The 17,062-nt window shown below is 53.3% G+C and carries 18 protein-coding genes; 10 read left to right on the top strand and 8 right to left on the bottom strand.

Features of this window, described 5'->3' with window-relative positions; all coding sequences use genetic code 11:
- Positions 1 to 40: 40 nt before the first annotated feature.
- The 5 genes from ACEQ15_RS15585 to ACEQ15_RS15565 form a co-directional block, all read right to left on the bottom strand.
- Positions 41 to 400 carry a rhodanese-like domain-containing protein gene (locus ACEQ15_RS15585; protein ID WP_370280161.1) on the bottom strand — a complete coding sequence of 120 codons (360 nt, stop codon included), beginning with the start codon at positions 398 to 400 and terminating at the stop codon, positions 41 to 43.
- Positions 397 to 834, bottom strand: coding sequence for a DsrE family protein (locus ACEQ15_RS15580; RefSeq protein ID WP_370280160.1), 438 nt, complete (start codon positions 832 to 834; stop codon positions 397 to 399). Before ACEQ15_RS15580 ends, ACEQ15_RS15585 begins: the two co-directional genes overlap by 4 nt.
- A gap of 51 nt (positions 835 to 885) precedes the next feature.
- Positions 886 to 1,512: an OmpA family protein gene (locus ACEQ15_RS15575; protein ID WP_370280159.1), complete on the bottom strand. Its 627-nt coding sequence runs from the start codon at positions 1,510 to 1,512 to the stop codon at positions 886 to 888.
- Positions 1,513 to 1,674: 162 nt separating this feature from the next.
- Entirely contained in the window at positions 1,675 to 1,974 is a 300-nt protein-coding gene (locus ACEQ15_RS15570; protein ID WP_370280158.1) for a YciI family protein, read from the bottom strand.
- 13 nt (positions 1,975 to 1,987) lie between these two features.
- Positions 1,988 to 2,533 carry a septation protein A gene (locus ACEQ15_RS15565; protein ID WP_370280157.1) on the bottom strand — a complete coding sequence of 182 codons (546 nt, stop codon included), beginning with the start codon at positions 2,531 to 2,533 and terminating at the stop codon, positions 1,988 to 1,990.
- A gap of 64 nt (positions 2,534 to 2,597) precedes the next feature.
- On the opposite strand from ACEQ15_RS15565, the gene ACEQ15_RS15560 reads away from it, so the two are divergent.
- The 4 genes from ACEQ15_RS15560 to rluB all read left to right on the top strand — a co-directional run bounded on the left by ACEQ15_RS15560 (position 2,598) and on the right by rluB (position 5,628).
- The gene (locus ACEQ15_RS15560) at positions 2,598 to 3,443 is read left to right on the top strand and encodes a PHP domain-containing protein (RefSeq protein ID WP_370280156.1); all 846 of its coding nucleotides are present in this window, start codon (positions 2,598 to 2,600) and stop codon (positions 3,441 to 3,443) included.
- A gap of 55 nt (positions 3,444 to 3,498) precedes the next feature.
- Entirely contained in the window at positions 3,499 to 4,116 is a 618-nt protein-coding gene (locus tag ACEQ15_RS15555) for an L-threonylcarbamoyladenylate synthase (protein WP_370280155.1), read from the top strand.
- 147 nt (positions 4,117 to 4,263) lie between these two features.
- Entirely contained in the window at positions 4,264 to 4,653 is a 390-nt protein-coding gene (locus ACEQ15_RS15550) for an H-NS family nucleoid-associated regulatory protein (RefSeq protein WP_282350025.1), read from the top strand.
- Positions 4,654 to 4,782: 129 nt separating this feature from the next.
- Positions 4,783 to 5,628: a 23S rRNA pseudouridine(2605) synthase RluB gene (gene rluB / locus ACEQ15_RS15545; protein WP_370280153.1), complete on the top strand. Its 846-nt coding sequence runs from the start codon at positions 4,783 to 4,785 to the stop codon at positions 5,626 to 5,628.
- 68 nt (positions 5,629 to 5,696) lie between these two features.
- On the opposite strand, the gene ACEQ15_RS15540 is transcribed toward rluB, so the two are convergent.
- From ACEQ15_RS15540 to ubiG, 3 genes are read right to left on the bottom strand one after another with little or no spacing between them, the layout of a single operon-like run.
- Positions 5,697 to 6,437 (bottom strand): YciK family oxidoreductase, encoded by a 741-nt coding sequence (locus tag ACEQ15_RS15540; protein ID WP_370280152.1) that lies wholly within the window; start codon positions 6,435 to 6,437, stop codon positions 5,697 to 5,699.
- A 12-nt stretch (positions 6,438 to 6,449) separates the two neighbouring features.
- On the bottom strand, positions 6,450 to 7,127 hold the full coding sequence (locus tag ACEQ15_RS15535; RefSeq protein WP_370280151.1) for an HAD-IA family hydrolase: 678 nt from the start codon (positions 7,125 to 7,127) through the stop codon (positions 6,450 to 6,452).
- A 6-nt stretch (positions 7,128 to 7,133) separates the two neighbouring features.
- Positions 7,134 to 7,862 carry a bifunctional 2-polyprenyl-6-hydroxyphenol methylase/3-demethylubiquinol 3-O-methyltransferase UbiG gene (gene ubiG, locus ACEQ15_RS15530; protein WP_370280150.1) on the bottom strand — a complete coding sequence of 243 codons (729 nt, stop codon included), beginning with the start codon at positions 7,860 to 7,862 and terminating at the stop codon, positions 7,134 to 7,136.
- 270 nt (positions 7,863 to 8,132) lie between these two features.
- Between ubiG and gyrA the strand changes: the two genes are divergently transcribed.
- The 6 genes from gyrA (at position 8,133) to cmk (ending at position 17,050) form a co-directional block, all read left to right on the top strand.
- Entirely contained in the window at positions 8,133 to 10,766 is a 2,634-nt protein-coding gene (gene gyrA / locus ACEQ15_RS15525) for a DNA gyrase subunit A (RefSeq protein WP_370280149.1), read from the top strand.
- Between the two features lie 62 nt (positions 10,767 to 10,828).
- Positions 10,829 to 11,914, top strand: coding sequence for a 3-phosphoserine/phosphohydroxythreonine transaminase (gene serC / locus ACEQ15_RS15520; RefSeq protein ID WP_370280148.1), 1,086 nt, complete (start codon positions 10,829 to 10,831; stop codon positions 11,912 to 11,914).
- Between the two features lie 22 nt (positions 11,915 to 11,936).
- A complete protein-coding gene (pheA, locus tag ACEQ15_RS15515; RefSeq protein WP_370280147.1) occupies positions 11,937 to 13,028 on the top strand; it encodes a prephenate dehydratase in 1,092 nt (363 codons plus the stop codon).
- A 13-nt stretch (positions 13,029 to 13,041) separates the two neighbouring features.
- A complete protein-coding gene (gene hisC / locus ACEQ15_RS15510) occupies positions 13,042 to 14,145 on the top strand; it encodes a histidinol-phosphate transaminase (RefSeq protein WP_370280146.1) in 1,104 nt (367 codons plus the stop codon).
- A complete protein-coding gene (locus tag ACEQ15_RS15505) occupies positions 14,142 to 16,355 on the top strand; it encodes a bifunctional prephenate dehydrogenase/3-phosphoshikimate 1-carboxyvinyltransferase (RefSeq protein ID WP_370280145.1) in 2,214 nt (737 codons plus the stop codon). The genes hisC and ACEQ15_RS15505 overlap by 4 nt, the downstream gene beginning before the upstream one ends.
- Entirely contained in the window at positions 16,355 to 17,050 is a 696-nt protein-coding gene (gene cmk / locus ACEQ15_RS15500) for a (d)CMP kinase (protein WP_370280144.1), read from the top strand. Before ACEQ15_RS15505 ends, cmk begins: the two co-directional genes overlap by 1 nt.
- Positions 17,051 to 17,062: the final 12 nt, after the last annotated feature.

Below are 17,062 nucleotides of genomic sequence, written 5' to 3'. Positions count from 1 at the left end.
ATTTTACCGTGTTGGGGATATTGGTGGTGAAGGGGAGAGATCAGTTCTTTTCAGTCGGCAGGTGTAAGCGCCACCAGTTCAGCATGCCGCCTTTCAGTTCATAGGCTTCGATGCCTGCACGGCGCAGTTTTCTAACGGCTAGGGTGCTGCGATGGGCGCTGAGGCAGATACAGATCACGGGTTTGTTGATCGTATCCAGATCCAGAGAGGATAAGGAGAAGCGGTGCAGTGGTACATTGATGCTACCGTGAATGCGGCTTTGCGACCATTCAGCGGGTGTGCGCACATCAAGCAGATGGAATTGCTCGGCCAGTACTTCAGCGGGGCAAGGTAGGTCAGCAGGATCGATTGACTCAACATGGCCTAGAGGAAGCCATTCCAGCCAGCGGGGCAATTTCATGGGCGTACGTAGATGTAGCCTTTCTGTTGCAGATCAACGATGGCAGGCAGGCCAGCCTTAACAACGTCTTCCTCTTCTACTTCGTAGAGATCTTCGCGAGTGACCTTGTAGCCATCCAGTGAGTTACCACAGATGATAAATTGCACATCACGCAGACGCAGTGAATCGATTGTCATCTGTTTGGCTTCGTCCTCTGCAGCGGCCAGGAAGTATTCGATCGCTTTACCGTGAACCACTACTTTGATATCCACCCGTTCATCACCCACTTCACTGAGATGGTTGCTGATATTAACCATGGTCTCGGCGATGCGGTGGCTGTCTCCATAATTCATATGGTAAACAACTTTCTGTTCCTGGTAGCTTGCTGCAATCGACGCGTGGCTGACGCTCAGTAACAAAATGAGTGACGCGAATGCGGACAGTAGTGATTTCATATTTATTCTTCTAATAACAGATGGAGGGGCGTGAAGCCCCTCCGAAACAGATTACTGCTGAACCTGTTTTACGCCGTTGATAGTCACTTCTACACGACGGTTTTCTGCCAGGCAGGTTTTGGTGTCTTTTGCACAGGCTTTAACAGGCTTGGTTTCACCCAGGTAATCTGTAGTGATCAGGCCGCGATCAACACCGCCTTCAACCAGTGCATCAGCAACAGCGTTTACACGCTTGCGAGACAGCGCCATGTTGTACTCGTTTGCACCTAGCTTATCGGTGTGGCCGCTCAGAGTGATGCCTTCCAGCTTGGTCAGGCCAGCAACGTAAGAGGTGATCTCGGCAACGCTTTTCACTTCTGCGCTGTCGAAGTCGAAGTATACGATGTGCTGTTCAGTTACCTGCATGTTCTTAACAACAGGTTTTGGAGCTGGGGCCGGAGCTGGTTTTGGTGCTGGTGCAGGTTCAGCAACTACAGGTTTCTTGTAGCCGTCACAGCCCTCAATTGCGTGCATTGCGTCTTCTTCTTTCCAGAAGCCGTTGCGCCAGCACTCACCGAAACCGGTGCGCCAGATGGTGTCGGTCGTCTGAGTTACGTAGCCTTCGTGTTCAGGGTGAGCCTGAGCAGTCATTGCTGTAGCTGCCAGCAGAATGCCTGAAGCGATTGCGATCTTTTTCATGTTTCGTTCCTTGTACTTGGCGGATGAATAATTTGCAGTATGCGAAGTACACCTTCACCGCGCTTAACTCAAACTGAACAGAAAGTTTAAGTACTTCTAATTAAGCAGGCGCTTATGTGATGCTACTGCGAACTAAACGGTTACTGAAACCCTTCTTTAGTTTCAGGGTAAAACTTTTTTATACGGCTTAACGGTTACCTTTTTATATACTCCGGCCGCAAAATATGGATCGGCATCGGCCCAGGCCTGCGCCGCATCCAGAGAATCAAACTCAGCAATAACCAAGCTACCGGTAAAGCCTGCTTCACCTGGATCTTCAGAATCGATGGCAGGCAGCGGGCCTGCTGCGAATAATCGGCCCTGTTGCTTGAGTGTTTCCAGGCGTTCCAGGTGGGCTGGACGAGACTTCAGGCGGTTCTCAAGGCTGTTTTCTACATCTTCTGCGAAAATTACGTAATACACAGTCGTGCTCCGATTAGTCTTGGTTATCGGTATTTTGGATATGGCGCGATAGGTAGAGTCCCTGCGCCAGAATAAAGATCAGTGTCAGGCCGAGCATGCCGAACAGCTTAAAGTTCACCCAGGTCTCTTCGCTGAAGTTGTAGGCAACAATCAGGTTGAGAATGCCCATAACTACAAAGAAAACAACCCAAGCGTAGTTCAGGTTGCGCCAGGCGAAGTCCGGTAGTTCCAGGTTGCTTTCCATAATGCGCTGTACAATCGGCTTGGAGCCAATGAATTGGCTGCCCAGAAAGGCCAGACCAAACAGCCAGTTTACGACGGTTGGTTTCCACTGGATAAAGGTCTTGTCCTGCAGGAGCACCGTCGCACCACCCAGGATAATCACAAGTACCAGTGTTACCAGCTGCATCTTTTCGATGGTGTGGGTGCGAATCCAGGTGTAAAGCATCTGGAGCAGTGTCGCAGGAATCAGTACCGCAGTGGCTATGATGATGTCATCAGTGGCCTTATATACGGCGAAGAAAATGATGACCGGAAGAAAATCGAGTAGTAGTTTCATAGCGCCTGCTGAATATCTGGTAAAGTCTAGAGTATAAGGTTGCAAAGGTCAGTTATAAACACTCATGTCTACTCAATTCCCCAAATATGATCTCCATTGTCACAGTACCGCATCCGACGGCAGCTTGCCGCCCGAAGAGCTTTTGCAAAGAGCGCAGGATAGAAGGGTTGAGGTCCTGGCTCTTACTGACCATGACACATTGAATGGTGTGAAGAAAATTATTGAACAGCAGAATTTACAACTTAAGTTTATTCCAGGGCTTGAACTGACGGCGAACTGGAATAATCGCATGCTGCATATCGTAGGGCTCGGTGTAGATCCGGATGATTGTAATTTAAACAGTTATCTCCTGGGGCTAAATGAATTGCGTCAGAAACGCGCGGATAAGATATGTGAACGCCTGATTAAAGCCGGAATATCTCGTGAGCCACTTTATGCCGCGGTTAAAACACATGCGGCTGATGCAATTATCGGGCGCCCGCATATAGCCAAAGCGTTGGTTGATATAGGCGTAGTTAACAGTGAGCAGGCTGCGTTTAAGCAATATCTTGGTGCAGGTAAAACCGGCGATGTGAAAATGGACTGGCCGGGTTTTGATGAAGCAATTGCAGTAATAAAAGGCGCTGGTGGTGAGGCGGTGCTTGCCCATCCGACTAAATACAAGATGACGTTCACAAAAATACGATCTGTTGTAGCTGACTTTGTATCAGAAGGCGGATCAGCCATAGAGGTTTCTTATACCGGAATCTCACCAAACCACCAGGCCGACCTGGAACGTTTAGCACGCAAGATGGACATTATGATATCAGCAGGCAGTGATTTTCATTCGCCGTCCTATGGATGGACCGATATTGGTAAATTCCCGTCCGTGCTTGATGACTCCAATCACGTGCTGGCAAAGTTGCTTTAGGCACAGGCAAGAACAGGGTAAACTGGCCCTAATATAACTGACGTGGATAGCTGCAGTGAGCCAGTTCTTTCAGATACATCCGGAAAACCCGCAGAAACGACTGATTAAACAAGCGGTTGAGATCATTAATCGTGGCGGCGTGATTGTTTACCCGACCGACAGTGCGTATGCACTGGGGTGTCATCTCGGTGATAAAAGTGCACTGGAGAAAATTAAGCGCATACGTCAGTTAGATGATAAACATAACTTTACTTTGGTATGCCGTGATCTGAGCGAGATTGGTACCTATGCCAAGGTGGGTAACCAATCCTATCGCATCCTTAAATCTCATACGCCGGGTGCTTATACCTTTATATTGAAAGCGACCTCGGAAGTGCCACGTCGGCTATTACATCCGAAACGGCGTACCATTGGCTTACGTATCCCGGAAAACGAGATTGCACTTGAATTGATGCGAGAGTTGGGTGAGCCGATTATGAGTACATCGCTGATTTTGCCGGGCGAAACTGATCCAATGATGGACCCTTATGAAATTCGTGAGGTGCTGCAGCATCAGGTGGATCTGGTTATTGATGGTGGTTATTGTGGAATGGAACCAACCACGGTTGTAAATCTGGTAGATGATACGCCGGAAATTATCCGAGAGGGTGCAGGTTCCCTTGCGGGACTGTGATTTTTATTACATTTGCACTGTATTTTTAGCAAATCGAAAAAAGAGCGAAAAAATTTAAATTTTTTTCGCTTTTTTTTTGGATTTTTTCTAATCTAATAACTATAAAGATATGCACGTATTTACATTGAATTATTGGTGAATAGAAAAATGTCCGATTTCCTAAAAACGCTGACTCGTAAGAACTCTCTGCGTAAGCAATGCGCTGACCTGTCTGTAGAAGAAATTGAAAAAGTACTGGCAGATTTAAAAGAGATTGCTGACGACAAGCGCGCGGAAGAGGAAGCTGCTGAAGCTGCGCGACAGGCTCGTGAAGAAAAGATCGATGTAATCCGCCAGACTATGAAGGATGCTGGTATCGATCTGGAAGACCTTTTGGGTGCCATTGATGTTGCACCGAAGAAAAAGGTTCAGCCGAAATACCGAATCACGGATGACGAAGGTGTTACGCACGAATGGTCCGGCCGTGGCCGCACGCCTGTAGCATTTCAGAAGTTCTTTGATAAAGGCAACACAAAAGAAGATTGCCTGATCAAATAATTTGCTCTTCGTTCTGTTAGAATAGAGAAGCTCGCGAGGTTTGCCCCTGCGAGCTTTTTTCGTTTATTGAGGCTTGGGCATGCCGGCCCTTGCTGATCTCATTATCAATGATATGTTGGAGCGTCTGACATGGCTGATGAAAAGCTACATAAAGTTTTGGCGCGCTCTGGAATTGGCTCACGTCGTGAGATGGAGCGTTGGATACAAGACGGTCGCGTTATCGTAAATAACGAAAGTGCGACCTTGGGTGACCGTATTGGACCGCAGGATGTGGTTAAGGTAGACGGTCACGAAGTAAAGCTGGTGTTTGGTAAAGATGCCACACGCCGGGTACTGATTTATAACAAGCCGGTGGGTGAGATCTGTACCCGTCACGATCCTGAAGGGCGGGCGACGGTATTTCGTCACCTGCCGCCTCTGAAAGAGGGGCGCTGGATCGCGATTGGTCGTCTGGATATCAATACCTCCGGTTTGTTGCTGTTTACCACTGACGGTGAGCTGGCTAATGCCCTGATGCACCCGTCTGCCAATATTGACCGTGAATATGCGGTACGAGTGTTGGGGGAGGTGGAAGACAATACTTTGCAGACCTTGACTGAAGGTGTGTTGCTGGAAGACGGTATGGCGCGCTTTACCGATGTGCAGTACTTTGACGGTGAAGGTGCCAACAAATGGTTCCACTGTGTGGTCATGGAAGGGCGTAACCGCGAAGTACGTCGTCTCTGGGAATCACAGGGGCTGCAGGTTAGCCGCTTGAAGCGTGTGCGTTATGGCCCGGTTTTCCTGCCGAGTGATGTGCGAGCGGGCACCTGGCGTGAGATGACGCCAAAAGAGGTGAAGGAGCTGAGCAAGATGATGGAGGTGGCGCCGAAGAAGTCACGTTCACTGTCGATTGCTGAGAAAGAGCAGATGAAACGCCGCTATAAGCGTCAGCGTACCCGTCGCTCAGAGGATCGTAAGCGCCGTCAGGACTGATCGTTCCGTAAGTCATGCCCCAAAAAAAAGCAGCCCGATGGCTGCTTTTTTTATGACTGTTACTGGGCTTACTGCGCGTTCAGTGACTGACCGTTCACCTCTTTGCTGTCTTCCCCCATCAGATAGAGGTAGACCGGCATGATCTCTTCCGGTGTCGGGTTGGTCTGAGGCGGTTCACCTGGGTACGCCGTGACACGCATCTGGGTACGGGTAGCGCCCGGGTTGATGCAGTTCACACGGATTGGACTGGTGTTTTCCAGCTCGTCAGCCATTACCTGCATCAGGCCTTCAGTGGCAAACTTGGAGACTGCATAAGCACCCCAGTAGGCACGACCTTTGCGACCAACACCGGAGGAGGTGAAGATGACGGAGGCGTCATCGGATTCCTGCAGCAGTGGTAGCAGAGCTTGGGTCAACATAAAAGCTGCATTGACGTTCACCTGCATTACCTGAGTCCAGATGGTTGGATCATAGGTTTCGATAGCGGTGCGAACACCCAGAGAGCCAGCATTGTTCAGCAGGCCGTCCAGACGTCCGAACTCCTGTTCCAGTGTGTTTGCCAGCTCCATGTACTCGTGCTCAGTCGCGCTTTCCAGGTTCAATGGGACAATAGCAGGCTGTGGATAACCGGCTGCTTCAATCTCATCGTACAGACTTTCGAGCTTCTCCAGCGTGCGGCCGAGCAGTACGACGGTTGCACCGTGAGCTGCATAGGTTTTGGCTGCAGCGCGACCAATGCCGTCGCCAGCGCCGGTGACCAGAATGATGCGGCCCTCGAGTAGTTGTTCAGGAGCTTGATAATCAAACATGGATCCCGTTCCTTAATTTAAAGCATAGATTGATTGTAGCAGGGGCTTAATTTCCGATGCACAGTCCACGTAGTGATCGGCTTCCCAGTCCTGGGTGTTGGTATCGGTGTCGATGTATCCGTAGCATGCAGCGATCGTGCGCATCCCCGCGCGGCGTCCGCTCTCGATATCACGGATATGGTCGCCCACGTAGAGGGCGTTTTCTGGTGTACAGCCGATCTGGTTACACGCGAGGAAGAGTGGTTCCGGAGGGGGTTTGCGCTCTGTCACGTGATCCGGGCAGATAATGCTGCCGGCGCGGTCGTGCAGATCCAGGCCACGCATGACTGGTAGCGTGTAAAGCTCAGGTTTGTTGGTCACGATGCCCCACGGGATATCGTTCTGGTCAAGCCAGTTGAGCAGGTCGCTGATGCCGTTAAAGGGTACCGTGTGCACATCCAGGTGTTGCAGGTAGAGATCGAGCATGCGCTGGTGCAGATCGCGAAAACGCGCGTCGTTGATCTCGATTTCGAAGGCAGCGCAGACCATGGCCCGGGCTCCGTTGGAAACGTGCTGGCGCAGAAACTCCAGCGATACCGGTGAGCGCTGCTCTTCCTGAAGTAATTTATTAATCACCCAGTGAAAGTCGGGTGCCGTATCCAGCAGGGTACCGTCCAGATCGAACAGTACCGCTTCCAGTGGCTGGTTCATCTGTGGTTACTCCGCTGGCTTGCGGGTGGCGATCATGTAGTTCACGTCCACATCGCGCGGATTCAGACGGTACGCTTTGGTGAGCGGGTTATACACCAGGCCGGTCATCTCCAGGCTCGTTAGTCCGCTCTGGCGAATCCAGGTGCCAAGTTCGGATGGGCGGATAAACTTCTTAAAGTCGTGGGTGCCCTTTGGCACCAGCTTCAGGATCTGTTCTGCACCCATGATCGCAAACAGGTATGCCTTAGGATTGCGGTTCAGGGTGGAAAAGAATACGTAGCCACCCGGTTTAACCAGCTGTGAACAGGCGCGCACAATGGAGGAAGGATCTGGGACGTGTTCCAGCATCTCCATGCAGGTGACAACGTCGAATGATTCTGGCTGTTGTGCCGCCAACTCTTCAACCGGGATCTGCTTGTAGCTGACCTTTACGCCGCTTTCCAGACCGTGCAGCTTAGCGACTTTCAATGGCGCTTCGCCCATATCGATACCGGTCACGGTGGCACCGCGCTGGGCCATGGATTCGGACAGAATGCCGCCACCGCAACCTACGTCCAGTACCTCTTTGCTGGCCAGACGTGCGATCTGGTCGATAAAGCCCACGCGCAGGGGGTTGATGTCGTGCAGGGGTTTAAACTCACTATTGCGGTCCCACCACTTACTGGCCAGTTGTTCAAACTTGGCGATCTCTTCGTGGTCGACATTCAGATTTTCGGCTTGGCTATTCGTGCTCATGGTTACAGCAGGTCTCCCTTGGTGAGCGGTCATTTTACCACTGGTGCGGAGGAGCGCATAGCAGGGAAAATCGTCCAACTTTTGCACAACTGAAAATGGGGGAATGCCTCTGAGAGCTTTTCTAAGGCCGTAGGAGCGATTTTTATGCTTTCAACTATATGTACCTAATGTCTTCATTTTACAGGCATTGTGATTCTGATGTGGTATACTCGTCCGGTTATAAAGAACCGGCGGATTCAGTCGCCGGATGAGCTGATCGAAGGATAGTGAATGGGTGAACTAGCCAAAGAGATTTTGCCAGTAAATATTGAGGATGAACTCAAGCAGTCCTACCTGGACTACGCCATGAGTGTCATCGTGGGCCGAGCACTTCCTGATGTTCGTGACGGCCTCAAGCCGGTTCACCGCCGCGTATTATTCGCGATGAATGAACTGGGCAACGACTGGAACAAGCCGTACAAAAAATCTGCGCGTGTGGTGGGTGACGTAATCGGTAAATACCACCCCCATGGTGACAGTGCCGTATATGACACCATCGTTCGCATGGCGCAGGACTTTGCCATGCGCTACACCCTTGTCGATGGCCAGGGGAACTTCGGTTCGGTTGACGGTGATTCCGCTGCGGCGATGCGATACACCGAGATCCGCATGGACAAGATCTCCCACGAATTGCTGGCAGATCTGGAGAAAGAGACCGTCGATTTCGTAGACAACTACGACGGCACCGAGAAGATTCCTGAAGTATTGCCAACCCGTGTACCGAACCTGCTGGTGAACGGTTCTGCAGGTATTGCGGTGGGTATGGCAACCAACATCCCACCTCACAACCTCACCGAGGTGGTGAAAGGCTGTATCGCCCTGATCGAAAACGGTGATCTGACCGTTGACGAACTGATGGAGTACATCCCGGGGCCAGACTTCCCGACCGGCGGCATTATCAACGGTCGTGCCGGTATCTTGATGGCGTACCGCACCGGACGTGGTCGTATCTACGTGCGTGCCAAGCACCATGTGGAGGAAGACTCACGCGGTAAAGCATCCATCATCGTTACCGAGATCCCATACCAGCTGAACAAAGCCCGTCTGATCGAAAAGATCGCCGAGCTGGTTAAAGAGAAGAAGCTGGAAGGTATCACCGAGCTGCGTGACGAGTCCGATAAGGACGGTATGCGCATCGTGATCGAACTGCGTCGCGGTGAAGTACCAGAGGTTATCGTGAATAACCTGTTCGCGCAGACCCAGATGGAGAGCGTGTTCGGTATCAACGTCGTGGCACTGGTGGATGGCCAGCCACGTACGCTGGATCTGAAGTCCCTGCTGGAAAACTTCATTCGTCACCGCCGCGAGGTGGTAACCCGCCGTACCGTATTCGAACTGCGCAAAGCGCGTGAGCGTGGCCATATCCTGGAAGGTTTGGCGATTGCGCTGGCGAACATCGATCCGGTGATCGAGCTGATCAAGAGCTCGCCAACTCCAGCGGAAGCGAAAGAGCGGCTGATTGCTCAGGCGTGGGCACCGGGTGATGTGGTCTCCATGCTGGAACGTGCTGGTGAAGATGCCTGCCGTCCGGAAGATCTGGACGAGCAGTACGGCTTGCGTGACGGTCACTACCACCTGTCCCCGACACAGGCACAGGCAATTCTAGAACTGCGTCTGCACCGTCTGACCGGTCTGGAACATGAAAAACTGATCGCCGAATACCAGGAGCTACTGGAACGTATTGCCGAGCTGCTGGAAATCCTGGGTTCTCACGAACGCCTGATGGAAGTGATCCGCGAAGAACTGGAAGCGGTTCTGGAAGAGTACGGTGACGAGCGTCGTACCGAGATCATTGCATCCCGTCAGGACCTGACCGTGGCTGACCTGATCACCGAAGAGGACATGGTGGTGACCATCTCCCACGGTGGTTACGCCAAGACCCAGCCGATTACTGACTACCAGGCGCAGCGCCGTGGTGGTAAGGGTAAATCTGCGACGGCAGTGAAAGATGAAGACTTCATCGAACACCTGCTGGTGGCGAATACCCATGACACGATTCTCTGTTTCACCAGCCGCGGTAAAGTGTACTGGTTGAAGGTATACGAAATTCCTCAAGCCAGCCGTACGGCTCGTGGCCGTCCTATCGTTAATATTCTGCCGCTGGAAGAGGGTGAGCGTATCACCACTATCCTGCCGGTTAACGAATACAGCGATGATCGATTCGTCTTCATGGCGACCGAACTGGGTACCGTGAAGAAAGTAACCTTGAGTGCGTTCTCTCGTCAGCGTACATCCGGGCTGATTGCACTGGATCTGAACGAAGGCGACCGCCTGATCGGTGCAGCAATCACCAACGGTAACGACGATGTGATGCTGATGAGCAGCGCCGGTAAAGCGATGCGTTTCCACGAGGACGACGTTCGTCCGATGGGCCGTACCGCACGCGGTGTCCGTGGTATCCGTATGGCGGATGAGACCCGCGTGATCGCGCTGATCATTCCGCAGGAGAACGGCGTAATTCTGACCGCATCCGTCAACGGTTACGGTAAGCGTACCGCCATCGATGAGTTCCCGGTGAAAGGCCGTGGTGGTCAGGGCGTGATTGCTCAGCAGTGGTCCGAGCGTAACGGTGATCTGGCAGGGGCTGTCCAGGTCTTCGAAGGTGACGACGTGATGCTGATCAGCGACCAGGGCACACTGGTACGTACCCGCACCGAGGAGATCTCGGAGCTGGGACGTAATACCCAGGGTGTTACCCTGATCCGTGTTGCTGAAGACGAAAGTCTGGTGGGCCTGGCCCGTATTGAAGAACCGGAGGAAAGCGAGGACGACGAGGCAGAAGTGCCTGACGATACCAACGCTGAGCAGCCAGCTGCCGAGCAGGCAGATGCTGCAGAAACCCCGGAAGCGTCAGACGACGCATAAACCAAAAGTGCGGCTATTGCCGCACTTTTTACCTGCACACTGATGGTTTATTTAAGGCGACTATGACACGTAAGCACAACTTTAGCGCTGGCCCGGCGGCACTGCCGGAAGCTGTACTGGAAATCGCACAGAAAGAACTGCTCGATTGGCACGGTAACGGTCTCTCCATTATGGAGATGAGCCACCGCAGCAAGGAGTTTGTCTCCGTAGCGGAAACGGCAGAGCAGGATCTGCGTGACCTGCTGGTGATTCCTGACAACTACAAGGTGATCTTCCTGCAGGGAGGTGCTACCGCACAGTTCGGTATGATTCCTCTCAACCTGCTGGGTGATAAGTCCAAAGCGGACTACATCAACACCGGAGTCTGGTCGAAGAAAGCGATCAAGGAAGCGCAGCGATACTGTGACGTAAACATTGCTGCCTCTACCGAGGCAACCAACTTCACTACCATTCCTGCACAGGATGAGCTGAAGCTGGATCCGGAAGCGGCTTACGTGCACTACACGCCTAACGAAACCATCGGTGGCTTGGAATTCGATTACATCCCGGAGACCGGTGATGTGCCGCTGGTGGCGGATCTGTCTTCCACCATCCTGTCCCGCCCGCTGGACGTGAGCAAGTTTGGCATGATCTACGCGGGTGCGCAGAAAAACATCGGACCTGCGGGTCTGGTGGTAGTCATCATCCGTGAAGACCTGTTGGGTCGTTGTGCTGAATCTGCGCCAACCATGATGAACTATACCGTGCATGCGGAAAACGACTCCATGCTCAACACACCACCAACCTTTGGCTGGTACCTGGCCGGCTTGGTGTTCAAGTGGCTGAAAGAGCAGGGTGGGCTGGAAGCGATGGCGGAGGTCAACCAGCGCAAGGCTGACAAGCTGTATGCGTTTATCGACAACAGCAGCTTCTACAACAACCCGGTAGCAATCAACGGTCGTTCCTGGATGAACGTCCCTTTCACACTGGCGGATGACAGCCTGGATAAGGCCTTCCTGAGCGCGGCTGAGGAAGCAGGTCTGCTGAACCTTAAAGGTCACCGTTCAGTGGGCGGTATGCGTGCCAGCATCTATAACGCTGTGCCTGAAAGCTCCGTGGATGCGTTGATCGCATTCATGCAGCAGTTTGCAGAACAACACACCGCCTAGAGTTAAGTAAGAAGAGTTTGTTATGAGTGATCAGGAAAAGGAATTAGGCGTCCTGCGTCAGCAGATCGACTCCATCGATAAGCAGATCCACGAACTGCTGAATAAGCGCGCATCATGCGCCCAGCAAGTTGCCGAGGTTAAACTTAAGCATCAGGGCGATGAAGAGGTGGTGTTCTATCGACCTGAGCGCGAAGCACAAGTGCTGCGTCGTGTAATGGAGCGCAACGCCGGTCCACTGCCGGACAAAGACGTGGCACGTCTGTTCCGTGAAGTGATGTCTGTGTGTCTGGCGCTTGAAGAGCCGATGCGCGTGGCGTTTCTGGGCCCTGCCGGTACCTTCACTCAGCAGGCTGCACTGAAGCACTTTGGCCATTCAGCGGTGAGTGTACCGCTGAACTCTGTGAGTGAAGTGTTCCGTGAAGTGCAGTCCGGCAATGCCCACTACGGTGTGGTGCCGATCGAAAACTCTTCCGAAGGCATCGTTAACCACACACTGGACCTGTTTAAGCGTTACGACGTCACCATCTGTGGTGAAGTTGAGTTGCCGGTGCATCAGCACCTGCTGCTGAAAGACGGTGCTGATCTGTCTGGTGTTACCCGTGTGGTAGCTCACCACCAGTCCCTGGCACAGTGCCGTGCCTGGCTTGACAGTCACCTGCCGGATGCCGAGCGTGTAGCTGTGATGTCCAACGGCGAAGCTGCCCGCATGATCGGAGATTGCGACGGTACCATGGCAGCGATTGCCGGTGATATGGCGGCAGAGCTGTATGAACTGGAGATCGGTGCACGCAACATCGAAGATCAGCCGGACAACCGCACCCGCTTCCTGATTGTGGGTAACCAGGTTGTGGATTCCAGTGGTGTGGATAAAACATCGATTCTGGTGTCCACCAAGAACAAGCCGGGTGCCCTGTACCAGCTGCTGGAGCCGTTCTACCGTCACCAGATCAGCCTGACCCGTGTTGAGACCCGCGCACTGAGCAATGGCTGCATGTTCTACATCGACTTTGAAGGCCACAGCTCCGATGAGGCTGTGAAGAAAGTATTGGCTGAAGTCACCGCTGGCAGCGACGAGCTGAAATTGTTGGGCTCTTACCCTTGCGCGGTACTGTAAGGAGCACCGCGTTATGAGCTGTGACTTTAAGGCATTGGCCACACCGGGTGTGCAGGGATTACACCCGTATCTGCCGGGTAAGCCGGTAGAGGAGCTTGAGCGGGAGCTGGGTATCAGCGATATCGTCAAGCTAGCCAGCAATGAAAACCCGCGAGGACCGGGCGTACAGGTCCGTCAGGCGGTGAGTAATGTGGTCACCGAGCTGAGCCGGTACCCCGACAGCAACGGCTTTGAGTTGAAGCGTGCACTGAGTCGCAAGTTTGATATTGCTGAAAACTGTATCACCTTGGGTAACGGTTCAAATGATGTACTTGATCTGCTTGGCCGTACATTTATCCGATCTGGTGATGAGGTGATCTACTCGGAGTATGGCTTCCTGGTGTATGCGCTGGTGACTCAAGCGATGGAGGCCAATGCTGTAGTCACTCCGGCCAAAGCCTATGGGCACGATCTTGATGCGATGGCTGCGGCCATCACCGAGCGTACCCGCATGATCTTTATTGCCAACCCCAACAATCCGACCGGAACCTGGTTGGGTGAGGCAGAGCTGCGTGCTTTTCTGGATAAAGTCCCGTCACATATCATCGTTGTACTCGACGAGGCTTATACCGAATACGTGGCACTGGAAGATTTTCCTGACGGTCTGAACCTGTTGGCGGAATACCCGAATCTGGTGGTGACGCGCACCTTTTCCAAAGCCTATGGTCTGGCTGCAATGCGTGTAGGTTTCGCTGTGGCAAACGACGCCATTACCGATCTGCTGAACCGTATCCGTCAACCGTTTAACGTGAATGCCATTGCACTGGCGGCGGCGGTTGCGGCGCTTAACGATGATGCCTACCTGGCCGAATCGGTGCGCCTTAACAGCGAAGGTATGGTTCAACTCGAGCAGGGATTGGAAAAGCTTGGCTTGGAGTGGATCCCCTCAGCAGGCAACTTCCTGACGGTGGATATGCAGCAGGATGCGGGACCACTGTACCAGGCATTGTTACATGAAGGGGTGATTGTCAGACCCGTAGCTAACTACGGACTGCCAAATCATCTGCGAATTAGTATTGGTCTGCCGAATGAGAACCAGCGTTGTCTGGATGCTCTGGCTAAGGTGTTGTCTGCGTGAGTAGTTGGGTGAACAGAGTCCTGGTCATTGGCTTGGGGTTGATTGGAGGCTCGCTGGCGAAAGCCCTGCGGGAGCAGAACGCTGGCGCCTGCATCGTTGGTTATGATCGTGATGAGAAAGAGATGCAAACCGGTTTGCGTCTGGGTGTCATCGACGAAATGGCCACGGGGCTTCCAGAAGAGGTTTCCCGTGCCGACCTGATCGTGCTGGCGGTTCCGGTGAAAGCGACCGAGGCGGTGCTGGAACAGATTAAACCGCACCTGACCGACGGCACTATCCTGACCGATGTGGGCAGCACCAAAGGTAACGTGGTGGAAGCGGCGGAGCGTGTGTTTGGTACAGTACCCAACACCTTTATCCCGGGCCACCCGATTGCCGGTTCAGAAAAAAGTGGTGTTGCCGCGGCGGATTCACAGCTTTTTAACGGATATAAGGTAATAATCACACCCCTCCCGGATTCCGATCCCGATGCAACCGCGAAGGTTGATCAGATGTGGCGGTATACGGGGGCAGAAGTCCTTAGCATGGATGTCGCACGTCACGACGAAGTGCTGGCAGCGACCAGTCACCTGCCACACATGTTGGCCTTCTCACTGGTGGATACGCTGGCGCGCGAAGAGGAAAACCTGGATATTTTCCGTTATGCCGCCGGTGGCTTCAGAGACTTTACACGTATCGCGGGCAGCGATCCGACCATGTGGCATGATGTCTGTCTAGCGAACAAAGAGCCGCTGTTGCGGCAGCTGGACCGTTTTACTGCGGGGCTGGCCCGGTTGCGAACTGCGATCGAAGAGGGCGATGGCGATATGATGTTGGGCACTTTTACCCGTGCCAAAGCCGCCCGCGAACATTTTTCCCGAATTCTTTCAGATACAGCATCTTCAAATAATATGAATAATGAAAACGTAATTTTCCGCGCGCAGCCAGGTGGCTCCGTCGCAGGAACCATCCGTGTGCCGGGTGACAAATCGATCTCTCACCGTTCCATTATGCTGGGTTCCCTGGCGGAAGGTATCACTGAGGTGAGCGGCTTCCTGGAAGGTGAAGATGCATTGGCAACCCTGCAGGCGTTTCGTGACATGGGTGTTGTTATCGAAGGGCCAAATCAGGGCAAGGTACGCATTCACGGTGTTGGCCTGAACGGCCTTCAGGCACCACCGGGGCCAATCTATGTGGGTAACTCTGGTACCACAATCCGCCTGCTTTCCGGCCTGTTGTCCGCACAGCAGTTTGATACGGAGCTGAGTGGTGACGAATCCCTGGCGAAGCGTCCTATGGAACGTGTCGCTAAACCGCTGCGTCTGATGGGGGCAGAGATCGAAACCGGTGAGGGCGGTCGTCCGCCGCTGAAGATCACAGGCGGTCAGCCGCTGAAAGCGATCCACTACGATATGCCGATGGCGAGTGCGCAGGTTAAATCCTGCCTGATGCTGGCAGGTCTGTATGCGGATGGTACAACCTCGGTAACCGAACCGGCTCCGACCCGTGACCATACTGAACGTATGCTGCAGGGTTTCGGTTACGCAGTTGATGTGGAAGGTAGCAAAGTTTCTGTGAGTAACGGCGGCAAGCTGACTGCAACCGAGATCGACGTCCCGGCAGATATCTCCTCCGCAACCTTCTTCCTGGTCGCAGCGGCAATCACCCCAGGCTCCGATCTGACCCTGGAGCACGTGGGTATCAACCCGACCCGTGTGGGTGTGATCAATATCCTGAAGCTGATGGGTGCTGACCTGGAACTGCTGAATGAACGCGAAGTGGGTGGAGAGCCCGTGGCTGACATCCGTATTCGTTACGCACCGTTGAAAGGTATCCGCGTACCTGAAGATCAGGTGCCGTTGGCAATCGACGAATTCCCGGCCCTGTTTATCGCGGCGGCGTGTGCGGAAGGCGAAACAGTCGTAACCGGTGCGGAAGAGCTGCGCGTAAAAGAAAGTGACCGTATCCAGGCGATGGTTGATGGCCTGAAGGCGTTGGGCGCAGATATTGAAGGTACACCGGACGGTGCGATCATCCAGGGTGGTGAGCTGCACGGTGGCGAAGTATTCGCCCACGGTGACCACCGTATCGCGATGTCCTTCACCATTGCGGCACTGCGCTCCACCGGTGAAATTAAGATTAACGATTGCGCCAATGTGGCGACATCATTCCCAACCTTTATTGAACTGGCACAGGAAGTGGGATTAAACGTGATTAAGGGAGACAGCTGATGTCTGAGGGAAAAGAATTAGCGGCGGTTATTACCGTTGACGGACCAAGTGGTTCCGGCAAAGGTACCCTTTGCCAGCTGCTGGCTCAGGAGCTGGGCTGGAACCTGCTGGACAGCGGGGCGCTGTACCGTCTCGTTGCACTGGCCGCCCACCACCATGGGGTAGCGTTGGAAGACAAGGAAGCGCTGACCGTACTGGCAGAACACCTGGATGTTCAGTTCAGCGCTGAAGAGGGTAGCGATGGCATCCGCATCGTACTGGAAGGTGAAGAGGTGACCGACACCATCCGTACCGAGAAAGTCGGTGGTGATGCTTCCGTTGTTGCTTCTATCCCTGAAGTGCGTGAAGCGCTGCTGAACCGCCAGCGTGAGTTCGCCACCGAGCCGGGTCTGATCGCTGATGGGCGCGATATGGGAACCGTTGTTTTCCCCGATGCGCCGCTAAAAATCTATCTGGATGCCAGCGCAGAAGAGCGCGCCAACCGACGCTATAACCAGTTGATTAACAAGGGGGTGGGTGCTAGTCTTCAAGCTATATTAGAGGACATTCAAGCCCGTGATGCGCGTGATATGAACCGCTCTGTGGCACCTCTGAAACCAGCGCAGGACGCGATCATTCTTGATTCGACCAAGCTCTCAATTGACGAGGTGCTGGCCGCTGTACTGGAAGAGGTACGACACAAAGGGCTCCGCTAACTCTGTTTAGAT

The sequence above is a fragment of the Pontibacterium sp. genome (assembly GCF_964228735.1).
Classification (GTDB): domain Bacteria; phylum Pseudomonadota; class Gammaproteobacteria; order Pseudomonadales; family Balneatricaceae; genus Pontibacterium.
This window is presented reverse-complemented; position numbering and strand designations above follow the sequence as displayed.

What these genes read in the sequence shown, in the direction of transcription:
- ACEQ15_RS15565 (WP_370280157.1), bottom strand. Translation starts at nt 2,533, where the DNA reads ATGAAACTACTACTCGATTTTCTTCCGGTCATCATTTTCTTCGCCGTA.
- ACEQ15_RS15580 (WP_370280160.1), bottom strand. Translation starts at nt 834, where the DNA reads ATGAAATCACTACTGTCCGCATTCGCGTCACTCATTTTGTTACTGAGC.
- ACEQ15_RS15540 (WP_370280152.1), bottom strand. Translation starts at nt 6,437, where the DNA reads ATGTTTGATTATCAAGCTCCTGAACAACTACTCGAGGGCCGCATCATT.
- cmk (WP_370280144.1), top strand. Translation starts at nt 16,355, where the DNA reads ATGTCTGAGGGAAAAGAATTAGCGGCGGTTATTACCGTTGACGGACCA.
- ACEQ15_RS15575 (WP_370280159.1), bottom strand. Translation starts at nt 1,512, where the DNA reads ATGAAAAAGATCGCAATCGCTTCAGGCATTCTGCTGGCAGCTACAGCA.
- ACEQ15_RS15550 (WP_282350025.1), top strand. Translation starts at nt 4,264, where the DNA reads ATGTCCGATTTCCTAAAAACGCTGACTCGTAAGAACTCTCTGCGTAAG.
- serC (WP_370280148.1), top strand. Translation starts at nt 10,829, where the DNA reads ATGACACGTAAGCACAACTTTAGCGCTGGCCCGGCGGCACTGCCGGAA.
- ubiG (WP_370280150.1), bottom strand. Translation starts at nt 7,862, where the DNA reads ATGAGCACGAATAGCCAAGCCGAAAATCTGAATGTCGACCACGAAGAG.
- gyrA (WP_370280149.1), top strand. Translation starts at nt 8,133, where the DNA reads ATGGGTGAACTAGCCAAAGAGATTTTGCCAGTAAATATTGAGGATGAA.
- ACEQ15_RS15585 (WP_370280161.1), bottom strand. Translation starts at nt 400, where the DNA reads ATGAAATTGCCCCGCTGGCTGGAATGGCTTCCTCTAGGCCATGTTGAG.
- hisC (WP_370280146.1), top strand. Translation starts at nt 13,042, where the DNA reads ATGAGCTGTGACTTTAAGGCATTGGCCACACCGGGTGTGCAGGGATTA.
- pheA (WP_370280147.1), top strand. Translation starts at nt 11,937, where the DNA reads ATGAGTGATCAGGAAAAGGAATTAGGCGTCCTGCGTCAGCAGATCGAC.
- ACEQ15_RS15535 (WP_370280151.1), bottom strand. Translation starts at nt 7,127, where the DNA reads ATGAACCAGCCACTGGAAGCGGTACTGTTCGATCTGGACGGTACCCTG.
- rluB (WP_370280153.1), top strand. Translation starts at nt 4,783, where the DNA reads ATGGCTGATGAAAAGCTACATAAAGTTTTGGCGCGCTCTGGAATTGGC.
- ACEQ15_RS15560 (WP_370280156.1), top strand. Translation starts at nt 2,598, where the DNA reads ATGTCTACTCAATTCCCCAAATATGATCTCCATTGTCACAGTACCGCA.